The 17,089-nt window shown below is 73.3% G+C and carries 15 protein-coding genes; 4 read left to right on the forward strand and 11 right to left on the reverse strand.

Translation table 11 applies throughout. The features are described from left to right. The first annotated feature begins 56 nt into the window (after positions 1–56). Positions 57–1,265 (forward strand): serine hydrolase domain-containing protein, encoded by a 1,209-nt coding sequence (locus IG88_RS0108145; protein WP_031036731.1) that lies wholly within the window; start codon positions 57–59, stop codon positions 1,263–1,265. Here IG88_RS0108145 and IG88_RS0108150 read toward each other — a convergent pair. The 5 genes from IG88_RS0108150 to IG88_RS0108170 all read right to left on the reverse strand — a co-directional run bounded on the left by IG88_RS0108150 (position 1,245) and on the right by IG88_RS0108170 (position 6,029). Next, entirely contained in the window at positions 1,245–1,520 is a 276-nt protein-coding gene (locus tag IG88_RS0108150) for a DUF1876 domain-containing protein (RefSeq protein ID WP_031036734.1), read from the reverse strand. The two genes, IG88_RS0108145 and IG88_RS0108150, sit on opposite strands and share 21 nt — an antisense overlap. A 65-nt stretch (positions 1,521–1,585) precedes the next feature. Next, the gene (locus IG88_RS0108155; RefSeq protein WP_031036739.1) at positions 1,586–2,431 is read right to left on the reverse strand and encodes an EamA family transporter; all 846 of its coding nucleotides are present in this window, start codon (positions 2,429–2,431) and stop codon (positions 1,586–1,588) included. Continuing rightward, positions 2,428–2,940, reverse strand: a complete 513-nt coding sequence (locus tag IG88_RS0108160; RefSeq protein ID WP_031036741.1) for a YbaK/EbsC family protein — start codon at positions 2,938–2,940, stop codon at positions 2,428–2,430. The genes IG88_RS0108155 and IG88_RS0108160 overlap by 4 nt, the downstream gene beginning before the upstream one ends. A gap of 139 nt (positions 2,941–3,079) precedes the next feature. Then, the gene (locus tag IG88_RS0108165; RefSeq protein ID WP_031036744.1) at positions 3,080–5,317 is read right to left on the reverse strand and encodes an MMPL family transporter; all 2,238 of its coding nucleotides are present in this window, start codon (positions 5,315–5,317) and stop codon (positions 3,080–3,082) included. 112 nt (positions 5,318–5,429) lie between these two features. Next, entirely contained in the window at positions 5,430–6,029 is a 600-nt protein-coding gene (locus IG88_RS0108170) for a TetR/AcrR family transcriptional regulator (protein WP_031036747.1), read from the reverse strand. 170 nt (positions 6,030–6,199) lie between these two features. Between IG88_RS0108170 and IG88_RS0108175 the strand changes: the two genes are divergently transcribed. Next, positions 6,200–9,892: a S41 family peptidase gene (locus IG88_RS0108175; RefSeq protein WP_031036750.1), complete on the forward strand. Its 3,693-nt coding sequence runs from the start codon at positions 6,200–6,202 to the stop codon at positions 9,890–9,892. Between the two features lie 91 nt (positions 9,893–9,983). Here the strand turns inward: IG88_RS0108175 and IG88_RS0108180 are convergent, their stop codons facing one another. From IG88_RS0108180 to IG88_RS0108195, 4 genes are all read right to left on the reverse strand, one after another. After that, on the reverse strand, positions 9,984–10,202 hold the full coding sequence (locus IG88_RS0108180) for a hypothetical protein (protein WP_030399223.1): 219 nt from the start codon (positions 10,200–10,202) through the stop codon (positions 9,984–9,986). Between the two features lie 88 nt (positions 10,203–10,290). Further along, positions 10,291–11,184 (reverse strand): SDR family oxidoreductase, encoded by an 894-nt coding sequence (locus IG88_RS0108185; protein WP_031036753.1) that lies wholly within the window; start codon positions 11,182–11,184, stop codon positions 10,291–10,293. After that, positions 11,181–12,125 (reverse strand): alpha/beta fold hydrolase, encoded by a 945-nt coding sequence (locus tag IG88_RS0108190; RefSeq protein WP_031036756.1) that lies wholly within the window; start codon positions 12,123–12,125, stop codon positions 11,181–11,183. Before IG88_RS0108190 ends, IG88_RS0108185 begins: the two co-directional genes overlap by 4 nt. After that, positions 12,122–13,675, reverse strand: coding sequence for a flavin-containing monooxygenase (locus IG88_RS0108195; protein ID WP_031036759.1), 1,554 nt, complete (start codon positions 13,673–13,675; stop codon positions 12,122–12,124). The genes IG88_RS0108190 and IG88_RS0108195 overlap by 4 nt, the downstream gene beginning before the upstream one ends. 151 nt (positions 13,676–13,826) lie before the next feature. Between IG88_RS0108195 and IG88_RS0108200 the strand changes: the two genes are divergently transcribed. Beyond that, a complete protein-coding gene (locus IG88_RS0108200; RefSeq protein ID WP_031036761.1) occupies positions 13,827–14,486 on the forward strand; it encodes a MerR family transcriptional regulator in 660 nt (219 codons plus the stop codon). A gap of 20 nt (positions 14,487–14,506) precedes the next feature. Here the strand turns inward: IG88_RS0108200 and IG88_RS0108205 are convergent, their stop codons facing one another. Then, on the reverse strand, positions 14,507–15,469 hold the full coding sequence (locus IG88_RS0108205) for a zinc-binding dehydrogenase (protein WP_031036765.1): 963 nt from the start codon (positions 15,467–15,469) through the stop codon (positions 14,507–14,509). 93 nt (positions 15,470–15,562) lie between these two features. On the opposite strand from IG88_RS0108205, the gene IG88_RS0108210 reads away from it, so the two are divergent. Continuing rightward, positions 15,563–16,192 (forward strand): TetR/AcrR family transcriptional regulator, encoded by a 630-nt coding sequence (locus IG88_RS0108210; RefSeq protein ID WP_031036767.1) that lies wholly within the window; start codon positions 15,563–15,565, stop codon positions 16,190–16,192. Positions 16,193–16,273: 81 nt separating this feature from the next. Here the strand turns inward: IG88_RS0108210 and IG88_RS0108215 are convergent, their stop codons facing one another. After that, on the reverse strand, positions 16,274–17,077 hold the full coding sequence (locus IG88_RS0108215) for an exodeoxyribonuclease III (protein ID WP_031036771.1): 804 nt from the start codon (positions 17,075–17,077) through the stop codon (positions 16,274–16,276). Positions 17,078–17,089: the final 12 nt, after the last annotated feature.

Raw genomic sequence — 17,089 nt, forward strand, 5'->3', positions numbered from 1 at the left:
CGGTTGCACCCACTGTCACCGGCGGCCGGAAGGGACGGACGGAAGTGGAAGCGGACGTGGACGTGCACGGCACGGTGGCCGGGGGCTTCGAGCCGGTGAGGGACGCGTTCGTACGGAACTTCACCGCGCTCGGCGAGCGGGGCGCGGCCGTGGCCGTCTACCGGGACGGGCGCAAGGTCGTCGACCTGTGGGGCGGCACCCGGGACGTCGACGGCACCGCACCGTGGCGCCGCGGCACCGCCCAGGTGGTCCGCTCGGCGACCAAGGGCGTCGCCGCGGCCGTACCGCTGCTGCTGCACCGGCGCGGGGAGCTGGACCTGGACGCGCCGGTGGGCGAGTACTGGCCGGAGTTCAAGGCGCACGGCAAGGAGCGGGTGCTGGTCCGGCACGTGCTGAACCACCGGGCGGGGCTGCCGGTCCTGGACCGTCCGCTCACCCCCGGGGACGCGCTCGACCCGCTGCGGGGCCCGGCGGCCGTCGCCGCGCAGGCGCCCGCGTGGGAGCCGGGCACCGACCACGGCTACCACGCGCTGACCTACGGCTGGCTGCTGGACGAACTGGTGCGCCGGGTGACCGGCGGGCGGGGCGCCGGACAGTGGATCGCGGACGAGATCGCCGGACCGCTCGGCCTGGACCTGTGGGTGGGGCTGCCCGCGGCGGAGGAGGCGGCGGGCCGGGCCGGGCGCGTCGGACGCCTGGCGGAGCCCGAAGCGTCGGGGAACGGCCCCCGGCTGCGACCCAAGCGCGCGGTCACGGAGGCCTACGGCGACCCGGACTCCCTCACCCGCCGCGCCTTCGCCGCGATCACCCCGTTCCCCGACCAGAACGACCCGGTGTACCGCGCCGCCGCCCTCCCGGCCGCCAACGGCATCGCGACGGCGGACGGTCTGGCCCGCTTCTACGCGGCGCTGATCGGCGAGGTCGACGGCGTGACGCGGAGCGTGCGGCTGTTCGACCCGGCGACGACGGAACGGGCCCGCGCCGAGGAGTCCGCCGGCCCGGACCGGGTCCTGGTCGTGAACACCCGGTTCGGCCTCGGCTACATGCTGCACGGCAGCGCGTCCCCGTTCCTGTCCCCCGGCTCCTTCGGCCACCCGGGCCGCGGCGGTTCCCTCGGCTTCGCCGACCCGGAGGCCGGCGTCGCCCTGGGCTATGTCACCAACGGCTTCCGCAAGACCGTGACGGCGGACCCGCGGGCGCAGGCACTGGTACGGGCGGTACGCGTGTCGCTCGCGGGGTCCGGCTCAGACGTGGATGGGATGTGAGGTCCGGCCCGAGGCCGCGTCGATCTCCTCGTGGGCCTTGGTGAGCAGGCGCATCGCCAGTTCGTTCAACGCGCGTGCCCCCGCGACCTCCTCGCCGACCCGTGGCTGCTGGGAGTCGACCCGGTGCCGGCTGGCGTGGCCGTGCGCGCGCATCTCGCTGCCGTCGGGCAGCCGCACCATCGCGACCGCCCGCGTGTGCTGGTCGTCCTCCATGAACTCCATCTCGACGTGCCAACCCACTGTGGTGTGCATCATGAGGATCACCTCCGGAACGTCTCCTTCCAGGGTGCGCCTCGGCACGGCGGTCCGCACGGCCCCGGCTACCCGGTGCGCAGCATCAGCCCGATCCCGACCACCAGCAGGCCCGCCGCCGCGATCCGGGGCGCACCGAACCGCTCCTTGAAGAAGACGGCGCCGATGGCCGCGCCGACCAGGATGGACGACTCGCGCAGGGCGGCGATGGGCGCGAGTTCGGCGCGGGTCTGGGCCCACAGGACCAGGGCGTAGGCGGCCACGGACAGGGCCGCGCCGAGCAGTCCGAGGCGGGCCTGCGGCCGCAGCAGCGCCCAGGACCCGGCGCGGTGCCGGTGGAGGAAGTACGCCGGCAGGACCGACCCCTGCACCACCATCAGCCAGGCGACGTACCCCAGGGAGGACCCGGAGGCGCGTACGCCCAGGCCGTCGACGACCGTGTACGCGGCGATGGTCACGCCGGTCGCCAGGGCCGCGCCGATGGCCGCCCAGTCGGGCCGGCGTCCGCGCAGCCCCCACAGGGCGACGCCGGTCAGCCCCGCGCAGGAGACCAGGACGCCCCCGGCCGCCCAGCCGTCCGGCACCTCGTGGGCGAAGAGGGCGGCGAGGAGGGTGACCAGCAGCGGCGCGCTGCCGCGGGCGATCGGGTAGGCCTGGCCGAAGTCGCCGAGCCGGAAGGACCGCATCAGCAGGGCGTAGTACGCGATGTGGACGGCGGCGGAGGCCAGCAGGTACGGCCACGCCCCGGCCGCCGGGAACGCCGTGAACGGCAGCAGGGCGAGCCCGATGAGCATCCCGCCGCCGGAGATCAGCGCGAAGCCGGTCAGCTTGTCGGTGATCCGGTGGGCGATGGCGTTCCAGCCGGCGTGGGTGACCGCCGCGAGCAGCACGGCGGCGGTGACCAGCGGGGTCACTCGGGGCGCTCGCGCACGTCCACGAGGGTGGCGCCGGCGGTGGCGACGAGTTCCTTGGGCTCGATCGGGAAGACGGCGTACGGCGTGCCGGCGGCGGCCCACACGACGTCGTGGGCGAGCAGCGACCGGTCGGCGAGGACCCGCGTGCGGGTCCGGTGCCCGAAGGGCGGCACCCCGCCGATCGCGTACCCGGTGGTCTCCCGTACGACGTCGGCCTTGGCCCGCGTGACCTTCCCGGCTCCGAGTTCCTCGCGGACCAGGTCCAGGTCGACGCGGGAGGCGCCGTCCATGAGGACGAGCACGGGGTCGCCGTCGGCGGCGAAGACGAGCGACTTGCAGATCTGGTCCAGCCCGCACCCGATGGCGGCGGCGGCCTCGGCGGCGGTGCGGGTGGCCTCCGGGAAGCGCCGGGCCCGTCCGGCCAGCTCGCCGAGGCCGAGTTCGCGCAGGGCGGCGGCGAAGCGGGGGTGGGCGGCGGAGGACTCGGGGGCGTCGTCGGTGGTCGTCATGGTGGGCACCGTAGCGGGCCGTGCGTCCTCGGGGCGACCGGGTTGCGGGGCCCGGAACGGAGGAAGCCGGTGAGGGCAGCCCCGTCCCCACGGGCCCTCACCGGCTGGTCTGTGCCGTCCTCCGTTCAGAGGCGGCGGGTCAGGCGCGTACCAGCTCCCGGTCCTCGTCGGGGTCGGCACCCCGCTCGCCGGCCGTGCGCAGGCCCTCGCCCTCGACGTCCACGTTGGGCAGTGCGCGGTCCAGCCACTTCGGCAGCCACCAGGCCCGCTTGCCGAGCAGCGCGAGGACCGCCGGGACGATGGCCATGCGGACGACGAACGCGTCGAAGAAGACGGCGATCGCGAGGCCGAAGCCGATCATCTTGACCATGGACTCGCTGGAGCCGATGAAGCCGGCGAAGACCGCCATCATGATCACGGCCGCGGCGGTGACGACCCGGGCGCCGTGCTTGAAGCCGGTGACGACCGCCTGGTGGGGCTTCTCGCCGTGGACGAATGCCTCCCGCATGCGGGTGACCAGGAAGACCTCGTAGTCCATGGCCAGGCCGAAGACCACGCCGACCATGAAGATCGGCATCATCGACATGACCGGACCGGTCTCCTCGACGCCCATCAGGCCGGACAGCCAGCCCCACTGGAAGACCGCGACGACCGCGCCGAGCGCCGCCATGACGGAGAGCAGGAAGCCGAGGGCCGCCTTCAGCGGGACCAGGATCGAGCGGAAGACCACGATGAGGAGCAGGAAGGCCAGGCCGACGACCAGGACCAGGTAGGGCACCAGCGCGTCGTTGAGCTTCTCGCTGACGTCGATGTTCATCGCCGTCGAGCCGGTGACCAGGGTCTCGGCACCGGTCTTCGCCTCGATGTCGCCGCCCGCGTCACGGATGGCGTGCACCAGGTCCTCGGTCTGCACGGAGGACGGCTTGGAGTCCGGGACCACGGTGATCGTCGCGGTGTCGCCGTCCTTGTTGGGCGCGGGCGGGGTCACCGCCACGACGCCGTCGAGGCCCTCGATCTTGCCCGCGACGTCGCTGAAGGCGTCCTTGGGGGCGTCGCTGCCCTTGGCGTCGACCACGACCATCAACGGGCCGTTGAAACCGGGGCCGAAGCCCTCGGAGAGCAGGTCGTAGGCGCGGCGCTGGGTGGTGGACGTCGGCTGGGAGCCGTCGTCGGGCAGGCCCAGCTCCAGCGAGGCCGCGGGGACGGCGGCGGCACCGAGGCCGATGACGCCCAGGAGGAGGACGGCCAGGGGACGGCGGACGACGAAGCTCGCCCAGCGGGTGCCGAGGTTGGCCTTGGGCTGGGCCCCCGGCGCCTCCGTCTTCGGCTCGCTCTTGCGCGAGCGGCCGAACCGCCTGCCCTTCGCACCGGCCGGCTTGACCCTGCGGCCGGCGTAGCCGAGCAGCGCCGGGATCATCGTCAGGGCGATCAGGACCGCGATGGCGACGGTGCCGGCCGCCGCGACGCCCATCTTGGTGAGCATCGGGATGTTGACGACCGCGAGACCCACCAGGGCGATGACGACCGTGAGGCCGGCGAAGACGACCGCCGAGCCCGCCGTGCCGACCGCCCGTCCGGCGGCCTCCTCGCGCTCCCGGCCCTCGGCGAGTTCGGCGCGGTAGCGGGAGACGATGAACAGGGCGTAGTCGATGCCGACCGCGAGACCGATCATCATGGCCAGGATCGAGGTGGTCGAACCCAGTTCGAGCGCGCTGGCCAGCGCGGTGATCGTGGAGACGCCGATGCCCACGCCGATCAGGGCGGTGAGCAGGGGCAGCCCGGCCGCGACCAGCGAGCCGAAGGTGATGACCAGGACGACGGCGGCGACCGCGATGCCGATGACCTCGGTGGCGCCGGTCTCCGGGACCGCCTGGAGCGCGTCGCCGCCGATCTCGACGGTCAGCCCGGCGTCGCGTGCCTGCTGGGCGGCGTCCTCCAGGGCGTCCTTGGTTGACTCCTCCAGCTCCATGCCGGAGACGTCGTACTTCACCGACGCGTAGGCGATGGCGCCGTCCTTGCTGACGGCGTTGCCGGTGTAGGGGTCGGCGACCGAGGCGACCTCGGAGCCGTCGGCGAGCTCGTCGACGGTCTTCTGCACGGTCGCCTTGTTGCCGGCGTCCGTCATCTTCTCGCCGGAGGGTGCCTTGAAGACGACGCGTGCGGTCGCCCCGTCGGCGCTCGCCCCGGGGAAGCGCTGTTCCAGCAGGTCGAAGGCCTTCTGGGCCTCCGTGCCCGGAATGGAGAAGGAGGAGTTGCCGGCGGGCGGTGCGCTGGCGGCGCCGACGCCGGCGAGCGTCAGCAGGGCCACCCAGATGAGGGCGACGAAATGCCGTCGGCGGAAGGCGAGCCGGCCGAGTTTGTAGAGGAACGTGGCCACGGGGGCGTACTCCCGGTCAGGTCGTGGGATCTTCGGGGCAGGGATGATCGGCCCGACGACGTGAGCGGTTACGTCAGGTGGGGCTCAGGTGTCACTGGGGTGCAGGGACGTGTCAGGGGGTGGAGACGCCGAGGGCGGGGAGGATCACGGCGTCGATGTAGGAGACGAGGAACGCCCGGGTGGGCGGCTGGTCGTCCAGCAGGGTGCGGGTGGCGAAACCGCCGACCATCATGTGGACGAGGAAGTCCAGGGCCGGACAGTCCGGTCTGATCTCACCGCGGTCGACGGCACGCTGCAGCACGCGCTGGAACTCCGCCATCTCCGGTTCGATGAGCTGGTCCCGGAACGCCTGGCGCAGGTCCGGGTTCTGGTGCAGCGCCATGGCGACGCCCCGCATCAGCGCGGAGTTCTGTTCCATGGTGCAGTCGTCCTCGCGCGCCAGGAGGGCGTGCAGGTCGCCGCGGAGCGAGCCGGTGTCGACGTCGCCGACCTTGCCCGGCTTGCTGTGCCGCATGGCCTTGACGACCAGCTCCGGCTTGCCGCCCCACTGGCGGTAGAGCGTCGCCTTGCTGGAACGGGTGCGGGTGGCCACGGCGTCCATGGTGAGGGCGTCGTAGCCGACCTCGCGGAGCAGGTCGAGCACGGCCTCGTACAGCTCGGCCTCGCGCTCGGGAGTGATCCGACTGCGGCGCGCGGTGGCGACCTCGGTCATCTCGCTCACTCCTCTCCGTTCCCGTTCCGTCCGGCGTCCGTCAAGACGGCGCCGTTTCGCACAGGACGAATGTACCCCAGCCCCCTAACGAAACGAAACTGTTTCGTTCGTGTTCTGGGTCACGGTTGTCGGTACCGCATAAGTTGCCGGTACCCGGTGCCCGTCCAAGCATGGGGCGGGTGAGTTATCTGCGCCTACCGCACCTCAGTGGCGACCGTCTGTGCTTCGTGGCCGAGGACGACCTCTGGCTCGCGCCCCTCGACGGCCCGGGCCGGGCCTGGCGGCTCACCGTCGACCGCACCAAGATCGGCCACCCCCGCTTCTCCCCCGACGGCCGGCACATCGCCTGTACCAGTTGGCGCAGCCTGGTGCCGGAGGTCCACCTCGTGCCGGTGGACGGCGGGCCCGGACGGCAGCTCACCCACTGGGGCGGCTTCGACACCCGGGTCTGCGGCTGGTCGCCCCCGGACCCCGACGGCACCACCGCGGTCCTCGCCGTCGCCTCGCACGGCGAGCCCTTCTCACACCTGACCTGGGCCTACAAGGTCACCCCCGACGGCGATCCCGGCCGCAAGCTGCCCTGGGGCCCGGTCACCGACATCCAGGCCGCCGACCTCGACGGCGAACGCAGGACCCTGCTCCTGACGGGCACCCCGCCGCACGAGCCGGCCGCCTGGAAGCGCTACCGGGGCGGCGCCACGGGCCGGCTCTGGCTGCACGGCGAACGGCTCCTGCCCGACCTCGGCGGACACCTCGCCGCCCCCATGTTCGTGGGCGGCCGGATCGCCTTCCTCTCCGACCACGAGGGCGTCGGCAACCTCTACTCCTGCGCCCACGACGGCACCGACCTGCGCCGCCACACCGACCACGACGCGTTCTACGCCCGCAACGCCTCCAGCGACGGTACGCGGGTGGTGTACCAGTGCGCGGGCGACCTGTGGCTCGTGGACGACCTCGCGCCGGGCTCGGTGCCGCGCCGGCTCGACGTGCGGCTGAGCGGTCCGCGGGCGGGACGGCGCACGTACCAGGTGCCGGCCGCGCAGCACGTGGGCGGCGTCTCGGTGGACGAGACGGGCCGGGCTAGCGCCGTCGTCGTGCGGGGCAGCCTGTACTGGCTCACCCACCGCGACGGCCCGGCCCGCACCATCGCGGACACCCCGGGGGTACGGGTGCGGCTGCCGGAGATGCTCGGGGAGAGCGGGCGGATCGCGTACGTGACGGACGCGGAGGGCGAGGACGCGGTCGAGATCTCCTACCTGCCCCGGGCGACCGGCGGCCGAGCGGCCCGGCGGCTTGCCTCGGGACACCTCGGCCGGGTCCTGGAGCTGGTCTCGGACCCGGCGGGCGACCGCCTCGCCGTCGCCTCGCACGACGGACGGCTGCTGATCCTCGACGCCTCGGAACCGGACACGGAGGTCGCGCTGGCGCTGGAGGCGGTGGAAACCGGGTACGCGCCGGAGACGGAGGCACCGGAGACGGAGGCGGGGGACGCGCCGGAGGCGGACGGCGGCACGGAGAGGGACTTCCCGGGCGCAGACGCCCCCGCGTCGGCCGGCACCCCGGGGACCGGCGCTCCGGGAGACGCCCGGGCAGCCGACGCCGCCCCCGGAAGCAGCCCCGCCGACAGGGCCCCCGCGGACAGCGGCACGACGGGGAACCGCGCGACGGACAGCGACACAGCGGAAGGCGGCGCAACGGAAAGCGGCGCAACGGAAAGCGGCGCAACGGGAAGCGGCGCAGCGGGAAGCGGCACAACCGCCGACGGGACGACGCGGGACGCCCCCGCGGCCTCCGCACCCCGCGCGGGCGCCCCGCCCGCCGACGGCACAGGCGCCGGTGACGGCGCCGTCACCGAGCTGATCCGCTCCGTCAACGGCCCCGTGCGCGACCTCGCCTTCTCCCCCGACGGGGCCTGGCTCACCTGGTCGCACCCGGGCATCGGACGCACCCTGCGGCAGATCAAGATGGCCCGGATCGACGGCCCCGAGGGCACCCTCGTCGTCGACGTCACCAACGGCCGCTTCGAGGACGAGAACCCGGTGTTCACCAGGGACGGCCGCTACCTCGCCTTCCTGTCCTGGCGCGGCTTCGACCCCGTGTACGACGTGCACACCGGCGACCTGTCCTTCCCGCTGGGCTGCCGCCCCTACCTGGTGCCGCTGTCCTCGGCCACCCCCTCCCCCTTCGCCCTCAACCCCGAGGGCCGCCCCGCGGCCGGCGGCCTGGACCCCCTGGAGGACGAGAGCGGCGAGGGCGGCGCGGTCACCGTCGAGGTCGAGGGGCTGGAGAACCGGGTGACGCCCTTCCCGGTCCCCGCCTCCAAGTATTCGGCGCTGGAGCCGGTCGCGGGCGGCGGCCTGGTCTGGCTGCGCTGGCCGATCTCGGGCGCGCTCGGCGAGACCTTCGCCAACCCCGCCGACCCGAGCGAACGGCCGACGCTGGAGCACTTCAACCTGGCCAAGGCGAGGAAGTCCGAACTGGTCGACCACCTGGACTGGTTCCGGGTCAGCGGCGACGGCAGCCGCCTGGTGGTGCTCGACGAGGGCGACCTGCGCGCCGTACCCGCGACCGAGGCCGGCGACGGGGACTCGACCACCTGGATCGACCTGCGCCGCATCCTGCACGAGGTCGACCCGGCCGCCGAGTGGCGCCAGGCGTACGACGAGGCGGGCCGCCTGATCCGCGCCTACTTCTGGGACCCGGGCATGTGCGGCATCGACTGGGACGCGGTCCTGGAGCAGTACCGCCCGCTGCTCGAACGGGTGGCCTCCCCCGACGAGTTCGCCGACCTGCTGCGCGAGGTGCTCGGCGAGCTGGGCACCTCGCACGCCTACGTCGTCGCCGCCCGGCGCAACGAGGGCCCGGCGCACTACCAGCGCCGGCAGGGCCTGCTCGGCGCCAACTTCGTGTGCCGGGAGGGGCGGTGGGTGGCCAGGCGCATCCTGCCGGGCGACTCGTCCGACTCGAAGGCCCGCTCCCCGCTGGCCGGCACGGGCATCCGCGACGGGGCCGTCCTCACCCACGTCGACGGCCGCCCGGTCGACCCGGTCCTCGGCCCGTCCCCGCTGCTGGCGGGCGCGGGCGGTACGACGGTGGAGCTGACCTTCGCGCCCGCCGAGGGCTGCCGGGGGCCGTCCCGCCGGGTCGCCGTCGTCCCGCTCGTCGACGAACGCCCCCTGCGCTACCAGGACTGGGTGGCCAAACGGCGCGAGGTGGTAAGGGAGTTGAGCGGCGGGCGCTGCGGCTACCTGCACATCCCGGACATGGGCGGCTCCGGCTGGGCGCAGTTCAACCGCGACCTGCGCATGGAGGTGTCCCGGCCCGCGCTCATCGTGGACGTGCGCGGCAACGCGGGCGGGCACATCAGCGAGCTGGTCATCGAGAAGCTGACCCGGACCATCCTGGGCTGGGACCTCACCCGGGACGCCCAGCCGGTGTCGTACACCTCCAACGCCCCGCGCGGACCGGTCGTCGCGGTGGCCGACGAGGCGACCTCCTCCGACGGCGACATGATCACGGCGGCGTTCAAGCTGCTCCGGCTCGGCCCGGTGGTCGGGCAGCGCACCTGGGGCGGGGTGGTCGGCATGACCGGCCGGCACCGGCTCGGCGACGACACGGTGATCACGGTGCCGATGAACGCGGCCTGGTTCGACGCCTACGGCTGGTCCGTGGAGAACTACGGCGTCGCCCCCGACGTCGAGGCCCTGCGCACCCCGCTGGACTGGGCGGAGGGCCGCTACCCGGTCCTCGACGAGGCGGTCCGCCTCGCGTTGGAGCTGCTGGAGACTAACCCGCCCGCGAACCCTCCCGGTTACGACGCCGTACCGGACCGCTCGCGCCCGCCGCTGCCGCCGCGCGCGTAGCGGCACCCGCACGCACATCCCCCGGCGGCACGGGAAAGGGCGCCCGCCCGGACCGGCCGGGGGGGCGCCCTCTCACGTCAGCGGCGGCGCGTCAGGCGTCGAAGCTGTCCTGGAGCTGCTCGTCCTCGTCGCGGCGGCGCGAGGACGGGTCCTGGTGCTGCGACTCGCGGCGGCGCGCGGCGGGGTCCGCCTCGTCCTCGCCGCGACGGCGGTCGCGGTTCTGGAACTGGTCCCGCGCCTGCTCGGCCCGCTGCTTGCCCTGCTGCTGCATGCGCTCGGCCTTGTCCTGGAACTGGTCCTTCATACCCATGTGGGTTCACTCCTGTGGTGATCGGGCCCGACCGGATCGGTCGGGCGCTCGATCAGATTCACACGGGCCGTGACCCTGCGCATGTCGATCACTCACGGACCGTAGCCGCCCCGGTCCGGCGCTGTTCGTCGGCCGCTCCGCCGGCGCCGACGAGTCCGACCCGCAGGCCGTCGAGCCGGTCCCCGAAGCGCCGCATCTCCCGCTGCCCCACGGTGCCGATGAGGGCCGGCAGGTAGCCGCGCACACCCTGCATGCCGCGCAGCCACCACTGCCCGTACACGTGCGCGGCCCGGCGCTCGACGCCCTCCACGAGCCGGTCGACCGCCGGGCCCAGCGGATAGGTCTTGTTCGTCGGCCAGGGCAGCCGCTGCCGCAACTCCCGCATCACGTCGTCCCGGTCGGCGCCGCGCACCATGTCGGTGTCGGTCCACGACAGATAGCCGACGCCGACCTTCACGCCCCGGTGCCCGACCTCGCCGCGCAGGCTGTGCGCGTACGCCTCGACGCCGGACTTGGAGGCGCAGTAGGCGCTCATCATCGGGGCGGGGGTGAGGGCGGCCAGCGAGGCGATCTGGAGCAGGTAGCCGCGGGTCTCCAGCAGCGCGGGCAGGAAGGCGCGGGCGGTGACGGCCGAGCCGATCAGGTTGACCTCTATGACCCGCCGCCAGGACTCCGGGTCGGAGTCGACGAAGGGACCGCCGGTGGCCACGCCCGCGTTGGCGACGACGATGTCGACCTTCCCGAACCGCTCCTTGACCTCCGCCGCGACGCGGGCCATCGCCTCGTGGTCGGTGACGTCGGCGTGCCAGTGGTCGCTGTCGCTGTGCAACCGCGCGGAGACCTGCTTGAGTTCGTCGGGCTCCAGGCCGACCAGCGCCACCTTCACCCCGCGCGCTGACAGCTTGCGGGCCATCAACTCCCCCACGCCCCGCGCCGCTCCGGTGACGACGGCGACCCGCCCCTCCAGGCTCACCCTGCTCATGCGCTCTCCTCGGCGTGTACGGCACGCTCCTGGCGTGCGCTCGGTATGTAGGTGGCGGCGAGGGCCCGTATCTTCCCGGTGACCAGGTCCGGTGCCTCCACCGGCGTCATGTGGCCGAGCCCCGGCAGTTCGGTCAGGCCCACGCAGTTCGGCAGCGCGGCGGCCAGGGCGCGGGCGTGCACGGGCGGCGTCAGCCGGTCCGCCGTGCCGACGACGATCTCGACCGGCATGCGCAACTCCCGTACACCGTGGTCGAGGTCGAGCAGGTCGAGCACCTGGGACCAGCCGTGCCGCACCCGGCTAGGGCAGGCGTGCACGATCCGGGCGCAGGCCTCGACCATGTGGGGGCTCGAACCGGGGCCCATCGTCCCGTACTTGAGGATCCGGCGGGCCGGCGGCGTGACCGGTCCGAGCGGCGCCCGGGAGCCGAGGATCCGCCGGGTCAGCCAAGTGCGCGCCCGGCCCGCCCGCATCGGCACCACGGTGGCGGACGCCACCAGCCGCGCGCTGCCCGTGCTGCACAGCAGGACGGCCGCCGCGTGCGCGCGCACCGCGGGCCGCGTCGCCGCCGCCATCAGCGTCATCCCGCCCATGGAGTGCCCGGCGATCACCGCGCGCTCGCCCGGCGCGAGGGTGGCCTCCAGGACGGCTTCGAGGTCGTCGGCGAGCGGCTCGGTGCCGTACGCCGGGTTGGCGGGGCTGCGGCCGTGGCCGCGCTGGTCGTAGGCGATGACCCGGTGTCCGGCGGCCAGTTCGCGGATCTGCGCGGCCCAGAAGGCGGTGGAGCAGCACCAGCCGTGCGCGAGGACGACCGCCGGGGCGTTCTCGGGGCCGTGCACCTCGACGTGGAGGCGGGCGCCGTCGGCGGCGGTGACGGTCAGCTCGTGGGCGGGCACGGGCGGCGCGTACGGCCCGTCGGCGACGTGCGGCAGGCGGCTCACGCGCTCACCCCGGCGTCCGCGCCGGCCGTCGGCACTGTGGCTGTCGCCGTGGCCGTGCTCTTCGCCGGGGCGGGGCGCAGCACCTGGTACTCGGCGAGGTCCACGCGCCGGGTCTCGCGCCGGAACTCGGCGGTCGTGCCGGGCCAGACGGTGGTGTTGCGGCCGGCGGCGTCCAGGTACCAGCTCGTGCAGCCGCCGGTGTTCCACACCGTGCGCTTCATGCGCTCCTGCACCCGGTGGTTCCAGTTGCGCACGGCGGCGGGGCGCGGGTCGAGGGCGGTGCGGCCGCCGAGGACGTTCAACTGGCGCAGGTAATCCGCCATGTAGTTCAACTGGGACTCGATCATGAGGATCATGGACGAGTTGCCGAGGCCGGTGTTGGGGCCGATGACGGTCATGAAGTTCGGGAACCCGGCCGCCGTGCCGCCCCGCAGCGCCTCCATGCCGCCCTTCCATGCCTCGGCGAGGGTGCGCCCGTCCGCGCCCACGACACGTTCGGCGATGGGCATGTCGGTGACGTGGAAGCCGGTGCCGAAGATGATCGCGTCCGCCTCGGCCTCGGTGCCGTCGGCGGCGACCAGGGTGGACCCGCGCACCTCGCCGAGTCCGCTCGCGACCACGTCGACGTTGGGGCGGGCGAGCGCCGGGTAGTAGGTGCTGGACAGCAGGATCCGCTTGCAGCCGATGCGGTAGTCGGGGGTGAGCTTGGCGCGCAGGGCGGGGTCCTTGATGGCGGCGCCCATGTTGCGCTTGGCGATCCGCTCGACGAAGCCCAGCTCGTCGGGGTGCTTGGTGAAGGCCTGCACCTGGAGTTCCCGGATGCCCCACAGCAGCCCGCGGCGGAGCTTGGTGGTGGCGGGCACGGCCCGGTGCAGGGCGCGCTCGGCGCCGCTGATGGCCCGGTCCATGCGGGGCATCACCCAGGCCGGGGTGCGCTGGAAGAGGGTGAGCCGGCCGACCTTCGGCTGGATGGACGGCACGATCTGGATGGCGGAGGCGCCGGTGCCGATCATGGCGACGCGCTTGCCGGTGAGGTCGTAGTCGTGGTCCCAGCGGGCCGAGTGGAAGACCTTGCCCGGGAAGGAGTCGAGCCCCGGGATGTCGGGGACCTTGGGGTCGGACAGCGGCCCGGTCGCGGACACGACGACGTCGGCGGTCAGCGTCCCGCGCACGGTCTCGATCTCCCACCGGAGCTGCTCGGTGTCCCACGTCATCCGCTTCACCTCCGAGTCGAAGCGGAGGTGGGGGCGCAGCCCGAAGGTGTCGGTGACGTGCTCCAGGTAGGCGCGGATGTGCTCCTGCCCGGAGAAGGTGCGCGGCCAGTCGGGGTTGGGTGCGAAGGAGAAGGAGTACAGGTGGGACGGCACGTCGCAGGCGCAGCCGGGGTAGCTGTTGTCCCGCCAGGTGCCGCCGACGCTGCCGGACCGCTCCAGTACGACGAAGTCGGTGATCCCCTCGCGCCGCAGCCGTACGGCGGCCCCCAGCCCGCCGAAGCCGGACCCGACCACCGCCACCCTTACGTGTTCGTGAACCTGCTCGTGCTCGGCCATCCCGGAGCCTCCACGCTTGCCTGGACCGTCTGGAATCCGTCTCGAACCGTGCCAGTGAACACTGGCGCAATGGGAGCGTAGAACAGCTCCGTACTCATGGGTAGGGGGTACGCGCGGGAAAGTTACCGCGGGTACGCCCTAAGGTCGTCACGTGACCGAGAAGCGCGAATACCGCATGGAGGAACTGGCCCGGCTGGCCGGCATCACGGTGCGCACCCTGCGCTTCTACCGCGAACGCAAGCTGATCCCGCCGCCCCGCCGCGAGGGCCGCATCGCCTGGTACGACGACCACCACCTGGCCCGCCTGCGCACGATCGCGGCGCTGCTCGACCGCGGCCACACCCTGAACGGCATCGCGGAGCTGGCCGACGCCTTCGACCACGGCCGCGACGTCGGCGACCTGCTCGGCCTCGGCGAACCCACCGAGGAGACCCCGGTCCGCCTCACCCCCGAGGAACTCGCCGCCCGCTTCGAGGGCGAGGTCACCCCGGAGAACCTGGCCGCCGCGATGGAACTGGGCTACCTCGGCACCGACGGCGACGAGCTGGTCCACATCAGCCATCGCCTGCTGGAGGTCTCCTCCGCCCTGGTCCGCGAGGGCATCCCGCTCGGCGAGGTCCTCCAGGCCGGGGCCCGCGTCCGCGAACACGCCGACGCCCTCGCCGAACTCTTCGCCGACCTGATCCTGCGCCACGCCCCCGAACCGGAACTCCACCGCCTGCGCCCGCTGGCCCGCAGCGTGGTGGAGGCGGAACTGTCCCTGGCACTGGACCGGCGGATACGCAGGCAGACGGACCGGCGGACGCACTAGACGAGGCGTGGGCACCTTGGCTACGGCGTCAGCACGATCCTCCCGAAGACCTCGCCCGCGGCCATCTTCCGGTGCGCCAGCACGGCTTGGTCCAGTGGCAGCACCTCGTGCACCACGGTTTCGATCTCGCCGCGACCGGCTGCGGCGAACTGCTCGCCGCGCACGGCGCGCAAGTCTGCCCGGGTGACGGTGGCCGCGCTGAAGGCGGCGAAGGACATCGACTTCTGGAACGCCGCCATGATCTTCGTGCCGAAGTCCGCGGGCGGCCGGCCCGCGACCGCGCCCACGGCCACCATGCGGCCGTTCGGGTTGAGCCGGTCGAAGAACGACGGCATGTCCTCACCGGCCACGACATCGATGATGACGTCATAACCCGCAGGAGCCTCTCCCCCTCCGTGGCCGGAGCGCTCCAGCACGTGGGTCGCGCCGAGACGGCGCAGCCGTTCGCCGCGCTCGGCCGACGAGGTCGTGACCGCCACCGCGGCAGCCCCACCGCGAGCCGCGAGCTGCACCGCCATGATCCCGATGCTGCCGGCCGCGCCACGCACCAGGACCGTCTCCCCGGGAGCGAAGTGGGCGTGGCGAAGGCCGAAATGGGCCACCGCACCGGCACTGCCGAGCGTCACCGCGGCGACGGCGGACAGGCTGTCGGGCAGGGGAAGGGTCTGCTCGGCCGGCACGACGGCCTGTTCGACGTAGCCTCCGCCGGTGCCGGTGAAGCCCCACACCCGCCGGCCGGTCCACGCCGCGTCGACGCCGTCGCCGACCGCGGTCACGGTGCCCGCCACCTCGCCACCCGGGACGAATCCCTCCTTGAAGCCGTAGGCGGCCAGAGCCCCGCTCCGGATCACCGTGTCGACCCCACCGACGCCCGCCGCCTCCACGGCGATCAGCACCTGCCCGGCAGCAGGTGCGGGTACCGGCAGGTCGACGACCGCCAGCCCGTCGGGACCCCCGTACCTCTGGATCGAGATCGCCTTCAATGTGGTCTCCAGGTTCTCGGACCGCTCGAGCGGAGAGCTTCTACGTCTCGGACGGTAACGGACGCCCCCGTCCGTTTAGGTAAAGTGAGAGCGGTGACCGACCGTTTGCCTCACAAGCTGCGTTCCGACGCGATGGACAACCGCGACCGCATCCAGGACGCGGCCCGAGCACTGTTCTCGGCCGAGGGCCTGGATGTGCCGATGCGGGAGATCGCGCGGCGCGCCGGGGTGGGACCCGCCACCTTGTACCGGCACTTCCCGACCAAGCAGACGCTGGTCGCCGAAGCCTTCGCGGACCAGCTACGCGCATGTCGCACCGTCGTCGACGAGGGGTGCGCAGATCCCGATCCGTGGCGCGGCCTCTGCCTGGTGATCGAGAAGATCTGTGAGCTGCACGCACGCGATCGGGGCTTCACCGAGGCCTTCCTGTCGACCCTCCCGGGGGCACCGGACGTCGCGGGACGTGAGTACACGGTGAAAGCAGTCGCCGGACTGGCCCAGCGAGCCAAGGACGCAGGGCGGCTGAGGGCCGACTTCGTCCTGGACGACCTCATTCTCGTACTCATGGCCAACAAGGGGATCCACGCCGCGTCCACCGCCACCCGGGTCATGGCCTCCCGGCGCTTCGCGGGGCTGGCGATCCAGGCGTTCGAAGCCTGCCCCCACCACGCACCGCTGCCACCAGCCGCACGACTGGCATCCGCGGCACCGGCCGGCGCCTGACCGTGGGCGAGCGGTGTCCACACGCGACGCGCGAACCACGGAACTGCTCGGAAGGGATCGGCCGGGCGAAGTGCCGGTCGCTCAGCGGTCGTAGACCACCGTCACCGGGGCGTGGTCGGACCACCGCTCGGCGTGCGTGGCGGCCCGCTCGACGTACCCCTTGAGCGCCCTGGCGGCCAGGCCGGGGGTGGAGACGTGGTAGTCGATGCGCCACCCCGCGTCGTTGTCGAAGGCCCGCCCCCGGTAGGACCACCACGAGTACGGCCCCTCGACGTCCGGGTGCAGGGAGCGCACGACGTCCACGTAGCCGCCGTCGGCCGGGTCCAGGACCCGCCCCAGCCACTCCCGCTCTTCCGGGAGGAACCCGGAGTTCTTCTTGTTGGCGCGCCAGTTCTTCAGGTCGGCCTCGCGGTGGGCGATGTTCCAGTCGCCGCAGACGACGACCTCGCGCCCCTCGGCGGCGGCGCGCTCGCGCAGCTCCTTGAGGTAGGCGAGGAACTCGCCCATGAACCGGACCTTCTCGTCCTGGCGCTCGGTGCCCACCTCGCCGGAGGGCAGGTACAGGGAGGCGACCGTCACACCGGGCAGGTCGGCCTCGACGTAGCGCCCGCCGGTGTCGAACTCCGCCGAGCCGAAACCGACGCGGACGGCGTCGGGCTCACGGCGCGTGTACAGGGAGACCCCGGCACGGCCCTTGGCGGCGGCGGGGGCGTGCGTCACGTGCCAGCCGTCGGGGGTGCGGACGTGTTCCGGCAACTGCCCGGGCTCGGCCCGCACCTCCTGGAGGCACAGCACATCGGCGGAGGTGTCGGCGAGCCACGGCACGAAGCCCTTCTTCGCGGCGGCGCGCAGACCGTTCACGTTCACGGAGGTCACGGTGAGCACCAGGGCACGATA

This window comes from Streptomyces sp. NRRL F-5650, assembly GCF_000721365.1.
GTDB lineage: Bacteria > Actinomycetota > Actinomycetes > Streptomycetales > Streptomycetaceae > Streptomyces > Streptomyces ardesiacus.

Bases quoted from the DNA above. Each gene is read 5' to 3' on its own strand.
- IG88_RS0108150 (WP_031036734.1), bottom strand. From the start codon at position 1,520: ATGATGCACACCACAGTGGGTTGGCACGTCGAGATGGAGTTCATGGAG.
- IG88_RS0108160 (WP_031036741.1), bottom strand. From the start codon at position 2,940: ATGACGACCACCGACGACGCCCCCGAGTCCTCCGCCGCCCACCCCCGC.
- IG88_RS0108170 (WP_031036747.1), bottom strand. From the start codon at position 6,029: ATGACCGAGGTCGCCACCGCGCGCCGCAGTCGGATCACTCCCGAGCGC.
- IG88_RS0108175 (WP_031036750.1), top strand. From the start codon at position 6,200: ATGGGGCGGGTGAGTTATCTGCGCCTACCGCACCTCAGTGGCGACCGT.
- IG88_RS0108180 (WP_030399223.1), bottom strand. From the start codon at position 10,202: ATGGGTATGAAGGACCAGTTCCAGGACAAGGCCGAGCGCATGCAGCAG.
- IG88_RS0108185 (WP_031036753.1), bottom strand. From the start codon at position 11,184: ATGAGCAGGGTGAGCCTGGAGGGGCGGGTCGCCGTCGTCACCGGAGCG.
- IG88_RS0108195 (WP_031036759.1), bottom strand. From the start codon at position 13,675: ATGGCCGAGCACGAGCAGGTTCACGAACACGTAAGGGTGGCGGTGGTC.